This window comes from Bradyrhizobium sp. CCBAU 21365 (assembly GCF_015291305.1).
In the GTDB taxonomy this organism is placed as follows: Bacteria; Pseudomonadota; Alphaproteobacteria; order Rhizobiales; family Xanthobacteraceae; genus Bradyrhizobium; species Bradyrhizobium elkanii.
This window is the reverse complement of record NZ_CP030036.1, coordinates 4,364,381-4,383,762: the sequence shown is the minus strand read 5'-3', so window position 1 is coordinate 4,383,762 and position 19,382 is coordinate 4,364,381. Positions and strand designations below refer to the sequence as shown.

The 19,382-nt window shown below is 65.7% G+C and carries 19 protein-coding genes; 6 read left to right on the top strand and 13 right to left on the bottom strand.

Going from position 1 to position 19,382, the window contains the following annotated elements; all coding sequences use genetic code 11:
* Window positions 1-60: 60 nt before the first annotated feature.
* From XI02_RS19950 to XI02_RS19930, 5 genes are all read left to right on the top strand, one after another.
* Window positions 61-696, top strand: coding sequence for a CvpA family protein (locus tag XI02_RS19950; protein WP_026192677.1), 636 nt, complete (start codon window positions 61-63; stop codon window positions 694-696).
* A gap of 34 nt (window positions 697-730) precedes the next feature.
* Window positions 731-2,257, top strand: a complete 1,527-nt coding sequence (gene purF / locus XI02_RS19945) for an amidophosphoribosyltransferase (protein WP_069279739.1) — start codon at window positions 731-733, stop codon at window positions 2,255-2,257.
* Between the two features lie 157 nt (window positions 2,258-2,414).
* Window positions 2,415-3,155 (top strand): SDR family NAD(P)-dependent oxidoreductase, encoded by a 741-nt coding sequence (locus XI02_RS19940; RefSeq protein WP_069279733.1) that lies wholly within the window; start codon window positions 2,415-2,417, stop codon window positions 3,153-3,155.
* A 242-nt stretch (window positions 3,156-3,397) separates the two neighbouring features.
* On the top strand, window positions 3,398-4,537 hold the full coding sequence (locus tag XI02_RS19935) for a hypothetical protein (RefSeq protein WP_069279732.1): 1,140 nt from the start codon (window positions 3,398-3,400) through the stop codon (window positions 4,535-4,537).
* Between the two features lie 149 nt (window positions 4,538-4,686).
* Entirely contained in the window at window positions 4,687-5,913 is a 1,227-nt protein-coding gene (locus tag XI02_RS19930; protein ID WP_016839895.1) for an ABC transporter substrate-binding protein, read from the top strand.
* A gap of 48 nt (window positions 5,914-5,961) precedes the next feature.
* Here the strand turns inward: XI02_RS19930 and XI02_RS19925 are convergent, their stop codons facing one another.
* The 4 genes from XI02_RS19925 to XI02_RS19910 all read right to left on the bottom strand — a co-directional run bounded on the left by XI02_RS19925 (window position 5,962) and on the right by XI02_RS19910 (window position 8,735).
* Window positions 5,962-6,528 carry a DUF2147 domain-containing protein gene (locus XI02_RS19925; protein WP_069279731.1) on the bottom strand — a complete coding sequence of 189 codons (567 nt, stop codon included), beginning with the start codon at window positions 6,526-6,528 and terminating at the stop codon, window positions 5,962-5,964.
* A 51-nt stretch (window positions 6,529-6,579) separates the two neighbouring features.
* Window positions 6,580-7,242, bottom strand: coding sequence for a DUF3313 domain-containing protein (locus XI02_RS19920; RefSeq protein WP_018271268.1), 663 nt, complete (start codon window positions 7,240-7,242; stop codon window positions 6,580-6,582).
* Between the two features lie 392 nt (window positions 7,243-7,634).
* A complete protein-coding gene (locus tag XI02_RS19915; RefSeq protein ID WP_018271267.1) occupies window positions 7,635-8,309 on the bottom strand; it encodes a TetR/AcrR family transcriptional regulator in 675 nt (224 codons plus the stop codon).
* Between the two features lie 168 nt (window positions 8,310-8,477).
* Window positions 8,478-8,735 carry a hypothetical protein gene (locus XI02_RS19910; RefSeq protein ID WP_141713616.1) on the bottom strand — a complete coding sequence of 86 codons (258 nt, stop codon included), beginning with the start codon at window positions 8,733-8,735 and terminating at the stop codon, window positions 8,478-8,480.
* Window positions 8,736-8,933: 198 nt separating this feature from the next.
* Between XI02_RS19910 and XI02_RS19905 the strand changes: the two genes are divergently transcribed.
* Window positions 8,934-9,326 carry a nuclear transport factor 2 family protein gene (locus tag XI02_RS19905; RefSeq protein ID WP_069279738.1) on the top strand — a complete coding sequence of 131 codons (393 nt, stop codon included), beginning with the start codon at window positions 8,934-8,936 and terminating at the stop codon, window positions 9,324-9,326.
* A gap of 39 nt (window positions 9,327-9,365) precedes the next feature.
* Here XI02_RS19905 and XI02_RS19900 read toward each other — a convergent pair whose 3' ends face one another.
* From XI02_RS19900 to XI02_RS19860, 9 genes are all read right to left on the bottom strand, one after another.
* Window positions 9,366-10,619: a TCR/Tet family MFS transporter gene (locus tag XI02_RS19900; protein WP_081334963.1), complete on the bottom strand. Its 1,254-nt coding sequence runs from the start codon at window positions 10,617-10,619 to the stop codon at window positions 9,366-9,368.
* 40 nt (window positions 10,620-10,659) lie between these two features.
* Window positions 10,660-12,042: a ribosome biogenesis GTPase Der gene (gene der, locus XI02_RS19895; protein ID WP_018271263.1), complete on the bottom strand. Its 1,383-nt coding sequence runs from the start codon at window positions 12,040-12,042 to the stop codon at window positions 10,660-10,662.
* A gap of 52 nt (window positions 12,043-12,094) precedes the next feature.
* On the bottom strand, window positions 12,095-12,652 hold the full coding sequence (locus XI02_RS19890) for a hypothetical protein (RefSeq protein WP_069279728.1): 558 nt from the start codon (window positions 12,650-12,652) through the stop codon (window positions 12,095-12,097).
* Window positions 12,653-12,738: 86 nt separating this feature from the next.
* On the bottom strand, window positions 12,739-13,395 hold the full coding sequence (locus XI02_RS19885; RefSeq protein ID WP_016839891.1) for a tetratricopeptide repeat protein: 657 nt from the start codon (window positions 13,393-13,395) through the stop codon (window positions 12,739-12,741).
* Between the two features lie 416 nt (window positions 13,396-13,811).
* Complete coding sequence (locus XI02_RS19880; RefSeq protein ID WP_069277611.1) at window positions 13,812-15,407, bottom strand: class I adenylate-forming enzyme family protein; 1,596 nt, start codon at window positions 15,405-15,407, stop codon at window positions 13,812-13,814.
* Between the two features lie 10 nt (window positions 15,408-15,417).
* Window positions 15,418-16,239: a 3-methyl-2-oxobutanoate hydroxymethyltransferase gene (panB, locus tag XI02_RS19875; RefSeq protein ID WP_018271260.1), complete on the bottom strand. Its 822-nt coding sequence runs from the start codon at window positions 16,237-16,239 to the stop codon at window positions 15,418-15,420.
* Window positions 16,240-16,241: 2 nt separating this feature from the next.
* Entirely contained in the window at window positions 16,242-16,826 is a 585-nt protein-coding gene (locus tag XI02_RS19870; RefSeq protein ID WP_069277612.1) for an NnrU family protein, read from the bottom strand.
* A gap of 70 nt (window positions 16,827-16,896) precedes the next feature.
* Window positions 16,897-17,508 (bottom strand): hypothetical protein, encoded by a 612-nt coding sequence (locus XI02_RS19865; protein WP_038379958.1) that lies wholly within the window; start codon window positions 17,506-17,508, stop codon window positions 16,897-16,899.
* A 225-nt stretch (window positions 17,509-17,733) separates the two neighbouring features.
* A complete protein-coding gene (locus tag XI02_RS19860; RefSeq protein ID WP_018271257.1) occupies window positions 17,734-19,353 on the bottom strand; it encodes a peptide chain release factor 3 in 1,620 nt (539 codons plus the stop codon).
* Window positions 19,354-19,382 lie beyond the last annotated feature (29 nt).

The window sequence follows — 19,382 nt, the reverse complement described above, 5'->3', positions numbered from 1 at the left end:
CCCTTAACAACGTAAGCCCTTAACAGCGTACCGAAACGTACCAGCGGACCTGACCAGCCGATGCCCATAACGATACTTGATCTCGTCCTGCTCGGCGTGATGCTGATTTCGGGCCTGCTCGCGATGGTGCGCGGCTTCATGCGCGAGATCCTGTCGATCGCGGCCTGGGGCGCCGCCGCGCTGGTCACGCTGTATGCGTTCTCGAAGCTTTTGCCGACCGCCAAGACCTACTTCAACAACGACACGGTCGCGGCCGTGGTCGTGGTGGCCGGCGTCTTCATCGGCACGCTGATCGTGGTCTCGATCGTCACGGTGCGGATCTCGGACATGATCCTGGATTCCCGGATCGGCGCGCTCGACCGCACCCTCGGCTTCCTGTTCGGGCTCGCCCGCGGCCTCCTGATCGTGGTCGTGGCGTTCATGTTTTTCACCTGGCTGGTTCCGGACAAGCAGCGGCCCGATTGGGTGACCGGGGCGAAGTCCCGAGTGGTGCTGCAGGGAACCGGGGATTGGCTGATGTCGCTCTTGCCTGACGACCCCGAGAACACCATCTTAAAGAAGTTCAAGAAGAATAAGCCAGACGACGATTCTGCGGCCGATACCAATGATCAGGCGACGCCGGCGTCGGGTGATGGCTATAGCAAACCTGCGCGTGACAGCTTGAAGAAGCTGATCGAGAAACCCGCGGGCCGATAAACTATTTGGGCCCTTACGAGAGGCGATGAACGAGATGCAGACTCCTTCGGATCATACCGACCAAATGGATCTCGACCTCGGCCCGATCGAACTGCAGGACCCTCTCAGATATCACCCCGATCTCGATGGCGACACGCTCCGCGAGGAATGCGGCGTGTTCGGCATCTTCGGCCAACCCGAGGCCGCCGCGATCACCGCACTCGGCCTGCACGCCCTGCAACACCGCGGTCAGGAAGCTGCCGGCATCGTTTCCTTCGACGGCAGCCGCTTCCACAGTGAACGCCGCCTCGGCCTGGTCGGCGACGCCTTCTCCCGCCGCGAGGTGATCGAGCGCCTGCCCGGCAACGCCGCGGTCGGCCATGTCCGCTACTCCACCACCGGCGGCACCATCCTGCGCAACGTGCAGCCGCTGTTTGCCGAGCTCAGCGCCGGCGGGTTTGCGGTCGGCCACAACGGCAACCTCACCAACGGCCTGACCCTGCGCCGCGAGCTGGTCAAGGGCGGCGCCATGATGCAGTCGACCACCGACACCGAGGTGATCCTGCATCTCGTGGCGCAGTCCAAGCGCACCCGCTTCATCGACCGCTTCATCGAGGCGCTGCGCACCATCGAGGGCGCCTATGCGCTGGTCGCGCTGACCAACAAGAAGCTGGTCGGCGCGCGCGACCCGCTCGGCATCCGCCCGCTGGTGCTCGGCGATCTCGACGGCTGTCCGATCCTGACCTCGGAGACCTGTGCGCTCGACATGATCGGCGCGAAATACGTCCGCGACATCGAGCCCGGCGAGATCATCGTGTTCGACGAGGCCGGCGCGCACAGCCACAAGCCGTTTCCGCCGAAGCCGGCCCGGCCCTGCATCTTCGAATACATCTATTTCGCCCGGCCGGACTCGATCGTCGGCGGCCGCTCGGTCTACGACGTGCGCAAGGCATTCGGCGCGCAGCTCGCGCGCGAGAGCCATCCCGAGGTCGACGTCGTGGTGCCGGTGCCGGATTCCGGCGTGCCCGCCGCGGTCGGCTACAGCCAGTATTCCGGCGTGCCGTTCGAGCTCGGCATCATCCGCAACCACTATGTCGGCCGCACCTTCATCCAGCCGACCCAGAGCGTGCGCGAGCTCGGCGTGCGCATGAAGCATTCGGCCAACCGCGCCGCGATCGAGGGCAAGCGCATCATCCTGATCGACGACAGCCTGGTGCGCGGCACCACTTCGAAGAAGATCGTGCGCATGATGCGCGACGCCGGCGCCCGCGAGGTGCATTTCCGCCTCGCCTCGCCGCCGATCCTCTATCCCGACTATTACGGCATCGACCTGCCGGACCGCGGCGGCCTGCTCGCCGCCACCCATTCGCTCGAGGAGATGCGCGACATCATCGGCGCCGACTCGCTCGCCTTCCTGTCGATCGACGGCATGTACCGCGCGATGGGCTATGAGGGGCGCGACCCGGCAAATCCGAGATTCGCCGACCATTGCTTCACCGGCGCCTACCCGACCCACCTCACCGACCAGAGCGAAACCGAGGCCCCGCCGCGCCAGCTCTCGCTGCTGGCGGAGGCCAGTTAGCCACATTGGCGGTGTCGTCCTGGCGAAGGCCAGGACCCATAACCACCGGCCTATATGGCTGGGGCAGTATTAGACACGAACACCTTCTTCCATTACCGCCGTCACGGCGTATGGGTCCCTGCTTTCGCAGGGACGACGATTTGTTAGAGTCCCTTCCATGACAAAACCCCTCGCCTCCCGTATCGCCCTCGTGACCGGCGCCTCGCGCGGCATTGGCTATGCGACCGCGGTCGCTCTCGCCAAGGCCGGCGCGCATGTCGTGGCGGTGGCGCGCACGCAGGGCGGGCTGGAAGAGCTCGACGACGAGATCCGCAAGGCCGGCGGCAGCGCCACCCTGGTGCCGCTCTCGCTCACCGATTACGACGGCATTGCGCGGCTCGGCCTCGCGCTGCATGAGCGCCACGGCAAGCTCGATATCCTGGTCGGCAATGCCGGCACCGCCGGTCCCTCCTCGCCGCTCGGTCATATCGAGCTGAAGCCGTGGAACGACGTATTCGCGATCAACGTCAACGCCAATTTCCAGCTGATCCGCTGCATGGACCCGCTGCTGCGCCAGTCCGACGCCGGCCGCGCGGTGTTCGTGACGTCGGGCGTGGCCCACAAGGCCAACGCCTATCTCGGCCCCTATGCGGCCTCGAAGGCCGCGCTGGAGGCACTGGTGCGCTCCTGGGCCAACGAGACCGCCAACACGGCGCTGCGCGTCAACCTGTTCAGCCCCGGCCCGATCCGCACCCGGATGCGCGCGCAGGTGTTTCCCGGCGAAGACCCGATGACGCTGGATACGCCCGACATGGCCGCCGAATTCATCGTGCCGATGTGTTCGCCTGATTGGACCGAGACCGGCAAGCTCTACGACTACAAGGCGCGCACGCTGCGGACCTTCCAGCCGCCGGTGTGAGGAGTTACAGGCGGGCCGCGCCTTCGATTGTCATCCCCGCGAATGCGGGGATCCAGTATTCCAGAGGCGATTGCTTTTGAATCGAGACGCCGCGGCGTACTGGATCGCCCGGTCAAGCCGGGCGATGACACCTTTTATGACGCGTCGGCTTGCGTTTCCCTTGCGATTGACTCGCTCCCCGCCTCACGATTGACTGCGCTCCCAGCGGGACCACCGCCAAGAAAAATCTCGGGAGGCAACCAATGACGCCGACGTTCAATCGCGCGCGCTCCATTCTGTCCGGATTGTTTCTCTCCGCCTGCATCGCATCATCGGCCCTTCTCGCTCTGCACGCGCCCGCCAGGGCCGGCGATGTCCCGACCTTCGCGGTCGATGCGTCCTGGCCAAAGCCGCTGCCGAACAACTGGATCCTCGGCCAGGTCGGCGGCATCACGGTGGATTGGCAGGGCCATATCTGGATGATCCACCGGCCGCGCTCGCTAACCGACGACGAAAAGGGCGCGAGCCTCAATCCGCCGCGCTCGAAATGCTGCGTCTCGGCGCCGCCGGTGCTCGAATTCGACGCTGACGGCAATCTGCTGCGGTCCTGGGGCGGTCCGGGTGACGGCTATGAGTGGGTTGGCCGCGAGCACGGCATCGAGGTCGACGAGCGCGGCTTCGTCTGGATCGGCGGCAACGCCGACAATGACAATGCGATCCTCAAGTTCACCCTCGACGGCAAGTTCGTCGCGCAGATCGGCTCGATCGCGCCGAGCAAGGGCAGTAACGACACCACCCAGCTCGGCAAGCCCGCCGAGACCGCGATCGACAAGGAGGCCAACGAGATCTACGTCGCCGACGGTTACGGCAACCGGCGCGTCATCGTGTTCGATGCCACCACCGGCGCCTACAAGCGGCACTGGGGCGCCTATGGCAACAAGCCCGACGACGCCAAGCAGCCGCCCTACGATCCGAAAGCGCAGGTCGCGCAGCAGTTCGGCAACCCCGTGCACTGCGTGAAGATCGCCAATGACGGACTGGTCTATGTCTGCGACCGCATCAACAACCGCATCCAGGTGTTCAGGAAGGACGGCAGCTTCGTGAAGGAGTTCTTCTTCGAGAAGAGCACGCTCGGCAACGGCGCGGTGTGGGACATCGCGCTGTGGCCCGATCCCAAGCAGACCTACCTGCTCTCCGCCGACGGCGAGAACAACGAGATCCGCATTATCAGGCGCGACGACGGCGCGGTGGTCGGCAGCTTCGGCCGCAACGGCCGCAACGCCGGGCAATTCCACTGGGTGCACGCGCTCGCGGTCGACGCCAGGGGCAACGTCTATACCGCCGAGGTCGACACCGGAAAAAGGATCCAGAAATTCAAGCTGATCTCGGATGCGCTCAAGTAAGGGTTTCACCGGATGACGCTTCGACGCAGGCCCACCCGGCTTTAGGCGGATTGCCGCCTCGCCCGGGAAAGGGTAAGCGGGAACTTGAGCGACCGGCAAAAAGGCTCCGCAAGAGGGCTGCCCGGGCTTTAGACAGTGGAGGGAATTTCATGACAACGACGTTTGCGCGGCGCTGCGCCGCGCTTCTTGCTTGCGCCGCACTCGGCCTTTCAACCTCTGCGTTCGCGCAGGACAAGACCGTCAAGATCGGCGTGCTGAACGATATGTCGAGCCTCTATGCCGACATCGGCGGACCGAACTCGGTGGTCGCGATCAAGATGGCCGTCGAGGATTCCGGCCTGCTCAAGAAGGGCTGGAAGATCGACGTCCTGAGTGGCGACCACCAGAACAAGCCCGACGTCGGCGTCAACATCGCTCGGCAGTGGGTCGACAACGAGAAGGTCGATGCGATCGCCGACACGCCGAACTCCGGCGTGGCGCTTGCGGTCAACAATCTCGCCAAGGAGAAGAACATCGTCCTGCTGAACTCGGGCGCGGCGACCGCCGACCTCACCGGCAAGGCCTGCACGCCGAACACGATTTCATATACCTACGACACCTACATGCTGGCCAACGGCACCGGCAAGGCACTGACGAAGGCCGGCGGCGACACCTGGTTCTTCCTGACGGCCGACTATGCATTCGGCCACGCGCTTGAGCGCGACACCACCGCGGTCGTCAACGGCAATGGCGGCAAGGTGCTCGGAAGCGTCAAGCATCCGATCAACACCGCCGATTTCTCGTCGTTCCTGCTGCAGGCACAATCGTCCAAGGCCAAGGTGGTCGGCCTCGCCAATGCCGGCGGCGACACCACCAATGCGATCAAGCAGGCGGCCGAATTCGGCATCGTTTCCGGCGGCCAAAAGCTCGCGGCGCTGCTGCTGTTCATCAACGACGTGCATTCGCTCGGGTTGAAGACCGCGCAAGGCCTGACGTTCACGGAATCCTTCTATTGGGACATGAACGACCAGACCCGCGCCTGGTCGAAGCGGTTCTCCGCTTTGGCCAGCAAGAACGCGATGCCGTCGATGACCCAGGCCGGCAACTACGCGATGGTGCTGCACTATCTCAAGGCGATGGAAGCGCTCGGCGGCAATCCGCATGACGGTGCCAAGGTCGTCGCCAAGATGAAGGAATTGCCGACCGACGATCCGCTGTTCGGCAAGGGCCCGCTGCGCGCCGACGGCCGGCGCCTGATTCCGGCCTATCTGTTCGAGGTGAAGAAGCCCGAAGAGTCCAAATACCCCTGGGACTATTACAAGCTGATCGCCACCATCGCGCCGGAAGACGCCGCGAAGCCGCTTGAGGCCAGCGACTGTCCGCTGGTGAAGAAGTAAGCTGTGTCCGTAGGGTGGGTTGGCGAAGCGCAACCCACCCTGCACGCATCACTTCGCGGCCGACTTCCGCGCCGGCTCCGGCAACGATGCCCATTCCCTGTCGGCGCGCGGGCCGCCGACATCGCCGGTGAGGCCGACGAGCTGGCCCGGCTGCACGTCCAGCGTCTGCGTCCAGGTCTGGGTCTGGCACAGCAGCGTGAGCAGACATCCCTTGAGCTTCAGCCGGTCGGATTTGTCGCGCCACAGCGAGACCGCATAGGACTTGCCGTCCTCGGCGTTGTAGATGTCGCCGTCGAACCTGCCCTCCGGCGTCAGCTTCAATCCGAGGATCAGCTGATGGCCGAGCAGCGCACGCGTCCGTTTGTCGGGGTCGGGATTGAAGCTGTCGCGGAACGGCTGGCCGTGTGAATCGAGCGGATCCTTCATCCACACGATGAAACCGCAGATGCGCTCATGCGCAGGGCCGCAGCGCTCGAGACGGATGCGCGCGCGGCCGTCTTCGGTCAGCCAGGTGCCGCTGGGATCGGCCGGGGCGATCGTCTCGGCGCGGCCGGTCGAGCTCATCAGCAAGGCAGCGACGAGGCTGCGCAGAAACATGCGAACCAGAAAGTTCATGGTCAAGGACCTTTCAGTGTCGGGATGGTTTGCGGACGCGGGAGACACGCCTCATTTCAATTGCGCCATGAACGCATCGGCGCCCTTGTCGATGCCGGCCGTGGCCGCTGCGAGATCGCCGACGCTGGCCTTGATGTCGTAGGCGTTGGGATATTGCTTGCTGACATAGGCGCCGAGCAGGCGCGAGGTCGAGCTGTCGAACATCTCGACGGCATAGATGACGGAGCCCGTCATCGTGCCCTCGCCGTCGCGCGCGGCCTGCACGCCGTTGTAGACCGCGCCTGCCAGATCGAAACGCGACAGCGTGCCGAGCACCGGCGTGTTGGCGACCGCGCCGGTCAGCGTCAGCCGCAGGCGGAACGTGTTCGGCCCGCGCGTGTTCACCAGCGTGAAGTGGCCGCGCAGCTTGTCGGCGAAGCGGGTCTGCATGTAGGCGGCGAGCGTCCGCTTGTCCTCCTCGGACATGTCGCCGAACTGATGATCCGCGCCGCGATAGATCACGACCGGATCGATCATCACCTTGTTGTAGCTCCGCCAGTCGACTGGCGGCGCATAGCGATACGGCACACGCCCCGAAGAATCGGACGTGTCCGGCGTCATGTAGGCCGACGATGCCACCTCCGAATAGGCCACCGGCGTGACGGCGGCACATCCTCCCGCGAGGACGCAAAGCGCCATCGCTCCCAGACCGCGCGCGGCGATCGAGCTCTCCATTCCAATCTCCTCATCCGACCCTGAAGCGGAAGAGCAGCTCGGCCGCAGCCGCGTCCGGGGCTGAAAGTACGGCTGCGGCCGTCACTGCCGACCTGGCTCACCGTCGCGGCGCCGCCAGACCTTGCCTCAGTGCGACCAACTATAAAACCGACCAGTTGGTTTGTAAAGTTGCAATCGCAGGAAGCGCGTCGGAAAAATGCGGCGGTCGAGATGTCGTGTGAGCTGGCGAGGCCGCTTCGCGAATGGCGGCCGAGCGTTGTCACAAACCCGAGATATCTCGTGTGGTACGGCAGAAATCGCCGGGGGATTTCAGGGGCCCGGTGCCGATCCAACGCCGCCAAGCGATCCATATTCCGCTTGGGCGGCGTTGTGCTTTCGGCAGCGCCGAAAATTCAGCCGCGCTTGCGCGCGGATGCCGGCTTTGTGGCCGGTGCGCCGGCAGGCCGCGGCGATGCCGCGCGTGCCGCCGTCGTCCTGGACGGCTTTGTTGCCTCGGTCGCACCCTGCTCCATCGCGGTCCATTTGCTGTCGTCGAGCAATCGTTCGAACAGGCGGTCGCGCTCCGCCTCGGTCAGCGACAACATGCCGAACAACGAGCTCAGCAGCAGCCCCCGCGCCGCCGCCCAGCGCAGCAGCGCGAGATCGGGATCCCTCGCCTCGGCCTTCATCAGCGCGACCTTCTTGATGTCGACATCGCGCGGCATCGCCATCAATTCGGGATTCTCGTTCATCGCCGCCAGCAGTGCGAACGCCCCTGCCCGCGGCGTTGAGATCGCCTCCCGCAGCGTCGCGATCTGCGCCGACAGTTCGGGCTGGTCCGTGGTCCCGCGTACCTTTTCGATGTAGCGGTTCGAGAATTCCTCGAAATGCGCCATCTGCTGCTCGAGCAAGGCGCGCAGCACCGCTTCCTTGGTGCGGAACTGATGCATCACGCCGCCCTTGCTGAGACCGCTCTCGCGCGCAATCGCGTCCAGCGTCAGGCGCCCTGGACCATCGCGCGTCACGATGGTGATCGCGGCGTCGAGTGCGGCGTTGCGGGAGCGTTCCGAGCGGGAAGGATTATCCATGGTGTACTCAGGAAGGAGTCGTTTGAGATCACAGTATCTCAGCGGCTTCGGTCAATCTCAAGCGCCGCATCGATCTGCAAGGCAGCGCGAACGGCATCCGCGAAATGGCGGTGCCCGCCTCGAAAGACGCATCAATTTCAGGCACCGGTCATCGAGCTATCCGATCGCTCACGCGCACAAGCGAACCTTCTGCAGCAGGCCCTGAAGGAAACCGTGGGCCATTCGGCCGACGACCCTTTCCCCTCGACCGCGCGCGCGGGCGACCGACTGCGCGTCGGCATAGCTGGCCGCGACGATCGTCCCGTGCCTGCCGCCATCGAGTTTCAGGTCGGTCAGATAGACAAGGCCGCGCGACGTCAGCAGCGTCGCCTGCGCGTCGCTGAAGCGGCTCAATTCATCGCAGATATCAACGGCCTCGTCGGTCACCGTGCTGCTCCTGGCAGCGCGCCCCCGGAGCCAGGCGCGCGTCTTCATCCGGTATCACTCCTATACAAACCAACCGGATGGTTTGTAAACAGGCAAAATGACGCAATCCGGCAGGTGCGGCCGGACGCATCATCGTGTCGGATCGGCGCGCGCACATTCGTCCTCGAAGCATCAGCCAGCATGCGGAGCACGCGAGCGATGACAGAGCAGAAACACACGGCGGAAACCGAAATCAGGGCGCTCATCGATACCTGGACGGACGCCGTCCGCAGACGCGACTATCCCGGCATCTTCGCCCATCACGATCCGGACATCGTGATGTTCGACGTTCCCCCGCCATTGCAGTCGCGCGGATTGGACGCGTACAGCAAGACGTGGGACCTGTTCTTCAGGTATCACCGCCCCTCCTACGCCTTCGATATCGAGGAGATCGCGATCACGGCCGGCGATGATGTCGCCTTCGCGGTCGCGGTGATGCGGTGCGGGCCACCTGATGCCACGTTCCAGTTCAGGCTGACGATCGGATTGCGCAAGGTCGCCGGCGAGTGGCGCGTCATGCACGAACACCATTCGGTGCCGGCGACGGGTTAGAGCGTCTCGCGGTGGATGCGTTCGGCGGGTTTGCCCGCCCTAAGCCTTCTTCGCCGCCGTCGCGCGCCAGGCGATGGCGAGCGCGAGCAGCAGCAGGGCGCCGGCCAGATAGAACGGCGCGCCGGGCATCTTCGCCGGCACGTTGTCGCCGATGAAATAGGCGAAGGTCAGCGTGAACAGGAACGGGCCGATCAATTCCGACATGCTCTGCACGCTCGATGTCGCGCCCTGCAACTGGCCCTGCTGGTCGGCGGCGACGAGCCGCGTCGTCAGCGCCTGCGTCGCAGCGCCCGAGAGGCCCCACAGCGCCATCACGGGAATGCCGATCCAGAACAGCTGGCCTGATGGCGCGGCGCCGAAGATCACGAAGCCCAGGGCGCCGCAGACGAGGCCGAGGAACAGCGCGTTGCGCTCGCCGAGGCGCAGCACGATCGGGCCGATCGCCGCGCCCTGCACGATCATGCCGCAGAGGCCGACCAGCGCCAGCGTCGCGCCGACGGTGCCGGTGTCCCAGCCATAGCGATAGGTGGCGTAGAGCACGAACACCGAGGGCAGCACGACATGCGCGAGCTGGCCGAAGAACGTCGCCAGCGACAGGCCGGCGAGCGTCCGGTTCGAGCGCAGGAAGTGCAGCGCGCCGATCGGATTGGCGCTCTTCCATTTGAACGGCGCGCGCCGCTCCACGGGCAGCGATTCCGGCAGGATGAACAGGCCATAGAGCCCGTTGACGAAGCTCAGACCCGCCGCCGCCCAGAACGGCAGCCGCGGATCGACCTCGCCGAGCAGGCCGCCCAGCGCCGGTCCGAGGATGAAGCCGGCGCCGAACGCGACGCCGATCTTGCCGAACATCGCGGCGCGCTGCTCCGGCGCGGTGACGTCGGCGATATAGGCGAACACGGTCGAGATGCTCGACGAGGTGATGCCCGAGATCGCTCGCCCGATGAACAGCCAGATCAGGTTCGGCGCCAGCGCCATCAGCACATAGTCGGCGGCGAGACCGAAATTCGACAGCAGCACCACCGGCCGGCGGCCGAAGCGATCGGACAGTGCGCCGAGGATCGGCGAGCAGACGAACTGCATCAAGGCCCAGATCGAGCCGAACACGCCGAAGATGCGCGCCGCGTTGGCGGTGTCGTTGTCGACGAAGCCCTCGATCAACTTGGGCAGGATCGGGACGATGATCCCGAGCGCGAGCATGTCGAGCAGCAAGGTGATGAAGATGAAGACCACCGCGCCGCTGCGCGGTTGCGACGTCGCCGTCGCATCATTCTCGTTTTGACGCGTTTTCTTCACGCGAACTGGTACCCACTTCGCTCGAAAACGCTATGCCCGCTCACGACGGCCGTTTGCGCTTGTGGGCGAACGGATTGGCTTTCTCGCGCAGCGTGATCCGGATCGGCGTGCCCGGCAGATCGAAGGTCTCGCGCAGCGAGTTGATGAGGTAACGCAGATAGGATCGCGGGATCGCGTCGGCGCGCGAGCAGAACAGCACGAAGCTCGGCGGGCGCGCCTTCACTTGCGTGATGTAGTTCAGCTTCAGCCTGCGGCCCGAGACCGCCGGCGGCGGGTTGGCCTGGATCGCCTGCTCGAACCAGCGATTGAGCGCCGAGGTCGGCAAGCGCCGATTCCAGACCGCATAGGCCTCCTGGATCGCCGTCATCAGGCGGTCGATGCCCTCACCCATCAGGCCGGAGACGGCGACGATCGGCGCGCCCTTGACCTGCGGCAGCCAATGATCGGCATCGGTGCGCAGCTGCGAGATCTGGTTGGGCTTGCGCTCGACCAGGTCCCATTTGTTGACCGCGAGCACGATGGCGCGGCCTTCGCGCTCGATCAGGTCGGCGATGCGCAGGTCCTGCTCCTCGAACTTGTTCTGCGCGTCCATCATCATCACGACGACTTCGGCAAAGCGCACCGCGCGCAACGCGTCGGCGACCGAGAGCTTCTCCAGTTTCTCCTCGATCCGCGAGCGGCGGCGCAGGCCGGCGGTGTCGAACACCCGGAACTGGCGGCCCTGCCAGGTGATCTCGACCGCGATGGAATCGCGCGTGGTGCCGGCCTCGGGGCTGGTCAGCAGCCGCTCCTCGCCGAGCAGATGGTTGATCAGCGTCGACTTGCCGGCATTGGGCCGGCCGACGATGGCGACGCGGATCGGGCGCTGCGCGGCCTCCTCCTCCGAGATGTCCTCGTCATCCTCGAGCTCGTCGTCTTCCTCCGGTGTCTCCGGGACCAGCGCGCTCAGCGCCTCGTGGAGGTCACCCATGCCCTCGCCATGCTCAGCCGAGATCTGGACGGGATCGCCGAGCCCGAGCGCGTAGGATTCCATCGCGCCGATCTCGCCATGCTTGCCCTCGGCCTTGTTGGCGACCAGCACCACCGGCTTGTTGGCCTTTCGCGCGAAGTCGGCGAAAGCACGGTCGGTCGGCGTCAGGCCGACGCGGGCGTCGATCACGAACATCAGGGCGTCGGCAAGCTCGATCGCGGTTTCGGTCTGCTCCTGCATCCGCGCCGTCAGCGAGCCCTTGGCGCCTTCGTCGAGGCCCGCGGTGTCGATGATGGTGAAGTCGAGGTCGTAGAGCCTGGCCTGGCCCTCGCGGCGGTCACGCGTCACGCCGGGCTCGTCGTCGACCAGCGCGAGCTTCTGGCCGACCAGCCGGTTGAACAGCGTCGACTTTCCGACATTGGGCCGGCCGATAATGGCGATGGTAAAAGACATGGATCATCCAGGCGCCGCGGCGCGGCGCGCGTCAATGAATTGAAGCAGGAGCCTAGCGGCTAAATCCGCCGCTCGGTAGCGGTGCAGGGAAGGCGCCGCCGGATTGTTGCGTGGTCTGGGTCTGCTGGGCCGGCGCCGCAGGCTGCGCCTGCTGGTCGTCGGCGGGTGGCGCGGTGGTGCGGCGGCGGACGATCTTCTTCGGCTTCGGCTCCGGTGGCAGCGCGGCGGGCGCGCCCTCCTCGGCTGCGGCATCGGGCGCAGCCGCCTGATCCGCGGCCGGCGCTGCCCTGCCCTTGGCGTGCTTCTTGGCGCCCTTCGGCGGCTCCGGCGGTGAGGCCGGCTGGGCGGCAGCGGCTGCCGCGGCGTTCTGCTGATCGATCTGTTCCTGCTGCGAGCCCTTGTACAATTCCTTCGGCACGCCCTGCTCCAGGCCGGGCACGCCTTCGGGGAATACCGGCTTGCGGTCGCCCTGCAGCTTCTTCTTGCTATCGAGGAAGTCGAGCAGGTCGCTCGGATCGAAATTGGACATGCCGCCACCGCCGCAACCCGCCAGCACGCTGCAAAGCGCTGTCAGAACTGCGGCTGCGATCAGGCGTTGCGAGCGGCGCATGGTCGATCTCTCACTCAAACTCGGGTTTTGTCTGGGCATGATCCGATCGGAAAACCGGTTCCCACTTTTCCGGATCATGCCTCAGGTCAGCTTTTCGCGACCGGCGGCAACAGTGCCTGCAGCGCCTCGGCGCGCGAGCGCATGCTCGGCGGCGTCTCGCCGTCATTGGCAATCTGGTCGAGCCACTGCCGCGCGGCGGTGGCATCGTTGGCGCGCCAGGCCGACAGCGCCAGCAGCTCGCGCGCCGAATGGCGGAACGTCGAGTCCTTCGCCGTTGCCGTCGCCTCGAGCCGTTGCAGCATGTTCGGATAGGTGGTGGTCTCCATCAGGATCTGCGCGGCGCGGATCCGCGCCAGATCCTGCTCGGGACCGCCGACGCTGCGGTCGGCTGCGATCTCGTCATAGAGCTTCGCGGCAGCCGGCTGATCGCGGGTCGCGACCTCGGCGGCCATGCGCAACCGCGCCAGGTTGCGGTAACCCGACGGCGCCTTGGTGATGAGGGCGGCAAAGGCGGCCTCCGCCTCGGCGTGCTTGTTCTGATCGGACAGTTCGACCGCGCGGTCGAACGCCGCGCCGGCCTCGGCGGCCTTCCTGGCCTCGAGATACTGGTAACCGCGCCAGCCACCGACGCCCGCAACGATCAGGATCGCCAGGGCGATGATAAAGAGCGAGTACTTGTCCCACAGCTTCTTGAGCTGATCGCGACGGACTTCCTCGTCGACTTCGTCAAATAATTCAGACACTTAAGGCTATCCCATCCCCTCGGGACCGCTGCCATCGGTGGGGCCCAGCCCCTACCCGATCCCCACATCGCGGCGGCGTTACCCTAATGGTGTGGCGGAGGCAAGGCAAAGCGAGGCGGATCAAAGCGTTAACGGGGGACGTTTGCAGCGGGCCGCAACGGGACTGCGTGGCCTCCCTCTCCCGCTTGCGGGCAGGGCAATCGTATATGGAATGAACCGATTCTTCCGCGCCGTCATGGCCGGGCTTGTCCCGGCCATCCACGTCTTGTCTTCGCGTGGAAACGAAGACGCGGATGCCCGGGACAAGCCCGGGCATGACGAGTTTGTGGGAACTCCGATTACCTCAAACGGCCATATGCGATTGCCCTGCCCGCAAGCGGGAGAGGTGCACCGAACTCGCGGATCGCACGTCGGCGTCACGCCCCCGCGGACAAGCTCTCCCTGATCTGGCGCTTGATCACCTTGCCGTTGGCATTGCGCGGCAGCGGCTCTGATGTCAGCGCCATGGTCTCCGGCACCTTGTAGTCCGAGAGCCGCTCGGCGCACCAGGCGCGCAGGTTCTCCGCATTCACATCCGTGCGGGTCACGATCACGGCGTGCACGCGCTCGCCGAGCACCGGGCACGGCTTGGCGATGATCGCGCTCTCGACCACAGCGGGATGGTCGGCCAGGACGGACTCGACCTCGGCGGAATAGATCTTCAGGCCGCCGCGGTTGATCATGTCCTTCTGGCGGTCGAACACACGGACGAAGTTCTTCGCATCGATCGAACCGAGATCGCCGGAATGCCAGAAGCCGGCCGTAAAACTCTCGGCGGTCGCCTTCGGATTGTTCCAGTAGCCCTTGATGACCGAGGCGCTGCGGATCCAGAGCTCGCCGATCTCGCCGCGCGGCAGTTCGCGGCCGTCGACGCCCATCACGACGATCTCGGCGCCGGGGCACGGCAGGCCGACGCTGTCGATATGGGCGGCGGTCAGTTCGCCCGGCATCAGCGTCGAGGGCGACGTGGTCTCGGTTGCGCCGTAGCAATTCGCAAGCTTCAGCCCGGGAATCTTGGCGTCGAGTTTTTCGATGGTCGCGACCGGCATCGGCGCGCCGCCGAAGCCGCCGATCCGCCAGCTCGACAGGTCGTAGCTGTCGAAATCCGGCTGCATCAGGCAGAGATTGTACATCGCCGGCACCATCACCGTGTAGGTGACGCGCTCGCGCGCCGCGACCTTCAGATATTCCGAGGCCTTGAACTCCGGCATGATGATCAGCGCGCCGGCGCAGCGTGCCATCGTGGTGATGTTGGCGACCGCGCCGGTGACATGCGCGAGCGGCACCGCGGCGATCGAGCGATCGGCCCTGGTCAGCTTCAGGCACGAGGCGAACACCATCGAGGAGTGGACGATGTTGCAATGGGCGAGCATGGCGCCCTTCGGCCGGCCCGTGGTGCCCGAGGTGTAGAGGATCATCGCGGTGTCCTCTTCCCTCACCTGTGCCGGCGCCTGGGCCGGAGCGTTGTCGGCGAGGCCAGCGAATTGCGATGTGTCGTCGTCGCTGACGGAAATCCGATGCTTGAGGCCGGGAATGTCGGCCGCATCGGGGATGCGATCCGCGAGCGCGGCTTCATGGACCAGCAGCGTCGCACCGCAATCATTCAGCACATAGGCGATCTCGGGCTTCTGCTGGCGCGTCGAGAGCAGCACCGTGACCAGCCCGGCATGCGCGGCGGCGAACATCGTCAGCACGAATTCGATCCGGTTGCCGAGCAGGATCGCGACGCGGTCGCCGGGCGCAAGGCCGAGTTTTACAAAGCCCGCCGCGACCTTGGCCGATTTCTCCGCGACCTCGCGCCAGCTCAGGCGCGTCCCGCCACAGACCAGCGCCTCGCCGTCGCCGTTCTGCGCAACGGCGTCCGCGATCATCGCCCACAGGCTGCCGGGCCGTTCCGGAAAAGCCGGCACGACGCGGTCGCCGAAGCGCGGCTCGAGCCGCATCGGCGGAATTGCGTGCTGCGACCAGTCCATGTCTGCCCCGTCAGCTCTTCTTCATGCCGTAGACGTGCTCCGGCCCCGGGAATGCGCGGCTCTTCACGTCGCGCGCATAGCCCGCGATCGCCTCCTCGATCATCGGCCCGAGATTGCCGTAGCGGCGCACGAATTTCGGCGCCCGCGGCGACAGGCCGAGCATGTCCTCCAGCACCAGCACCTGGCCGTCGCAGGCAGCGCTGGCGCCGATGCCGATGGTGGGCACCGCGATCGACTGCGTGATCTTGCGCGCCAGCGGCTCGGCGACCGCCTCGACCACGATCGAGAAGGCGCCGGCTTCCGCGATCGCCCTGGCGTCGTTTTCAATCGGTGCCCAGTTCTCCTCCTCACGGCCCTGCGCGCGGAACGAGCCGAGCGTATTGATCGACTGCGGCGTCAGGCCGATATGGCCCATCACGGGAATGCCGCGCTCGGACAGGAACGCCACCGTCTCCGCCATCCGCGCGCCGCCCTCGAGCTTGACCGCGCCGCACAGCGTCTCCTTCATGATCCGCACCGCGGACTGAAACGCCTGCTCCTTCGAGCCCTCATAGGAGCCGAACGGCATGTCGACGACCACGAGCGCAGCTTGCGAGCCGCGCATCACCGCGCGGCCCTGCAGGATCATCATGTCGAGCGTGACCGGCACCGTGGTCTCGAAGCCGTGCATGACGTTGCCGAGGGAATCGCCGACCAGGATGGCGTCGCAATGACGGTCGACCAGCGCCGCGGTGTGCGCATGATAGGACGTCAGCATCACGATCGGCTCGCCGTTCTTGCGGGCGCGGAGATCAGGCGCGGTCTTGCGCTTGATGGCGGATTGAACAGACATAGTCAGGCTCCCATGACAGGCACGCCGATCACGACCGGGTGGAACGCAAACGCCAGCGCCAGATAGACGATGACACCGACCGCGATCGCGATCAGGTCGTTGGTTGGGCCGCCAACCGGAATCGGCGGCGCGCCGGCATCCGTGCGGCGCTTCAGCGAGATGCGGTCATAGACCGCCCAGCCGAGAAACGAGCCGAACAGGATGATCGAGCCGAGATCGCCATTGGCGAGCAGATGCGCGAACGCCCACAGCTTCACGCCGGCGAGCATCGGATGCTTCAGCGTGGTGTAGATGCGGCCGCGGAGATAGGAGGCGACGACCAGGATGACGGCAGGCAGCATCAGCGCCACCGCGATGTGCTTGAACGCTGCCGGCGGCGTCCAGACGTCGATCCATCCGGTCGCGCGATAATGCGCAAAGCCCCAGATGATCAGCACGAGCCCGGCCGCGGAGGCGAGCGAATAGGCGATCTTGTAGATGCCCTCGCCCATCGCCTTGATCAGGTCGGCGCGCATCTCGCGCAGGCTGGACAGCACATGGACGCCGAGGAACAGCACGAGACCCAGGATCATGACGAGCAGTCCCACGATGTTCCTCCCCTGTTCGATCAATGCCTTCGCGTATCACCTTCGCCGGGCGGGTGGCAATGCGTCAGCTTCACGGCTTGTCGGCCGATTTGGCCAGCTCGCGGTTGTCGACATAGCGGATCATGATCGGCCGGCCGGCCAGCGCCCCGCCCAATCCGCCGGTGAATTTCAGCGGCAGGCAGGCATCCAGCGAGGCATTGATCGCGTTGAGGTAGGTGGTGCGGGTGTCGGCCGGGATGCCCCGCGTCGAAAATGTCAGGCGCGGCGTGCCGATCATCTCGCCGGTCCGCTTGAAGCTGAAGCGCACCGACATCTGCATGCCCTCGCGCGCGTCGTCCGGCGGCGGCGGCGCCCAGCAGGCGCGCAGCGCGGCGAAGAGATCGCCGATGGTATCGAGATCATGATCCGGCTTGCGGTACTTCTCGGCCTGATCCTGCGGCGGCACGGTCAGGATCGTGAGCTGGAGATTTTCGCCGTACGGATAATCGATCTCGGGCAGGCACGGCCCGTGGTTGAACACGCTGCAATAGGATGGGATGCAGGGCCCGCTGTCGAGCACGCTGCAGGGTGTGTGCGCGAACGGCACCGGGTTGGTCTGATGCCGCTGCCGCGCAGAGGCGGCGTCCGCGAAAGCAAGAGCCAGCACGGCAAAAGCGAGGCAGATGGCGACGCGTCGGAGCATGCAGATGGACCCGGATTGCGCTCCGGAGAAAATGGGTCCGCGGCCGGAGCGCATCAAGCGGGGCGGCGTTCACGTCCTCGCGCTTTTCGCTCCACAACCCCCGCTGTCATCGCCCGGCTCGACCGGGCGACCCAGTATTCCAGAGACGGCGGTGATTGAACGGATAAGCCTCGGCGTGCTGGATCCCCCGGGTCGAGCCGGGGGACGACACCGAGTATGCGGAGGCTACGCCTTCTTCTTCACGTCCTTGACGTTGGAGAAGGTGATGCCCTCTGCGCGCTCGCGGGTGTAGCCGAGATAGAACTCGTTCTTGGCCATGAACACGGGATCACCGTCGACGTCGTCGGCGATGCCGGAATTGTTGGCGGCGATGAACGCGTCGAGCTGCTTGCGGTCGTCGGACGAGATCCAGCGCGCCAGCGAGAATTCAGAGATCTCGAACTCGACCGGCAGCGAATATTCGGCATCGAGCCGCGCCTTCAGCACATCGAGCTGCAGCGGGCCGACCACCCCGACCAGCGCCGGCGCGCCGTCGCGCGGACGGAACACCTGCACGACGCCCTCCTCCGACATCTGCTGCAAGGCTTCCTTCAGCTTTTTTGCCTTCATCGCATCGGTCAGCCGGACGCGGCGGACGATTTCCGGCGCGAAGCTCGGCACGCCGACGAAGGTCAGATCCTCGCCCTCGGTCAGGGTGTCGCCGATCCGCAGCGTGCCGTGGTTGGGAATGCCGACGACGTCGCCGGCAAAGGCCTCGTCGGCGACCGAGCGGTCCTGCGCGAAAAAGAACTGCGGGCTCGACAGGCTCATGTTCTTGCCGGTGCGCACCAGCTTGGCCTTCATGCCGCGGCTGAGCTTGCCCGAGCACAGCCGGGCGAAGGCGATGCGGTCGCGGTGGTTCGGATCCATGTTGGCCTGGATCTTGAACACGAATGCGCTCATGCGCGGCTCCGACGCCTCGACCTTGCGCAAATCCGAGTCCTGCGCGCGCGGCGCCGGCGCAAACTTGCCGAGGCCCTCCAGCAAGTCGCCGACGCCGAAATTGCGCAGCGCGCTGCCGAAATAGACCGGCGTCAGATGGCCCTCGCGGAACGCCGCGAGCTCGAACGGCTTGCAGGCCTCCGAGGCCAGCGCGAGTTCGTCCTTGACCTCGGCGACGTCGAGATTGGGGTTGCGCTTGCCGAGATCGGCGATGTCGATCTGCTCGGTGGCGCCGGTCTTGGCGCCGCCGCCCTCGAGCAGCCGCACGCCGCCATTGACGACGTCATAGGTGCCGAGGAAGTCGCGGCCGCGGCCGACCGGCCAGGTCATCGGCGTGGTGTCGAGCGCCAGAGTCTTCTCGATCTCGTCCAGAAGCTCGAACGTGTCGCGGCTCTCGCGGTCCATCTTGTTGATGAAGGTGATGATCGGGATGTCGCGCAGCCGGCACACCTCGAACAGCTTTCGGGTGCGCGCCTCGATGCCTTTCGCGGCGTCGATCACCATGACCGCGGAATCGACCGCGGTCAGCGTGCGGTAGGTATCTTCCGAAAAGTCCTCGTGGCCCGGCGTGTCCAAGAGGTTGAACACGAGGTCGTTGAACTCGAAGGTCATCACCGAGGTGACGACCGAGATGCCGCGCTCGCGCTCGATCTTCATCCAGTCCGAGCGCGTGTTGCGCCGCTCGCCCTTGGCCTTGACCTGGCCCGCGAGGTTGATGGCGCCGCCGAACAGCAGCAGTTTTTCCGTCAGCGTGGTCTTGCCGGCGTCCGGGTGCGAGATGATCGCAAAGGTGCGCCGTCGCGCCACTTCCTCTGAAAGCGGCGAGCGGGACGGCGATTCGGCTGAAACTGAAATGTCGGACATGGCGGGGCATTTGGCAGGGAAAACGGGCG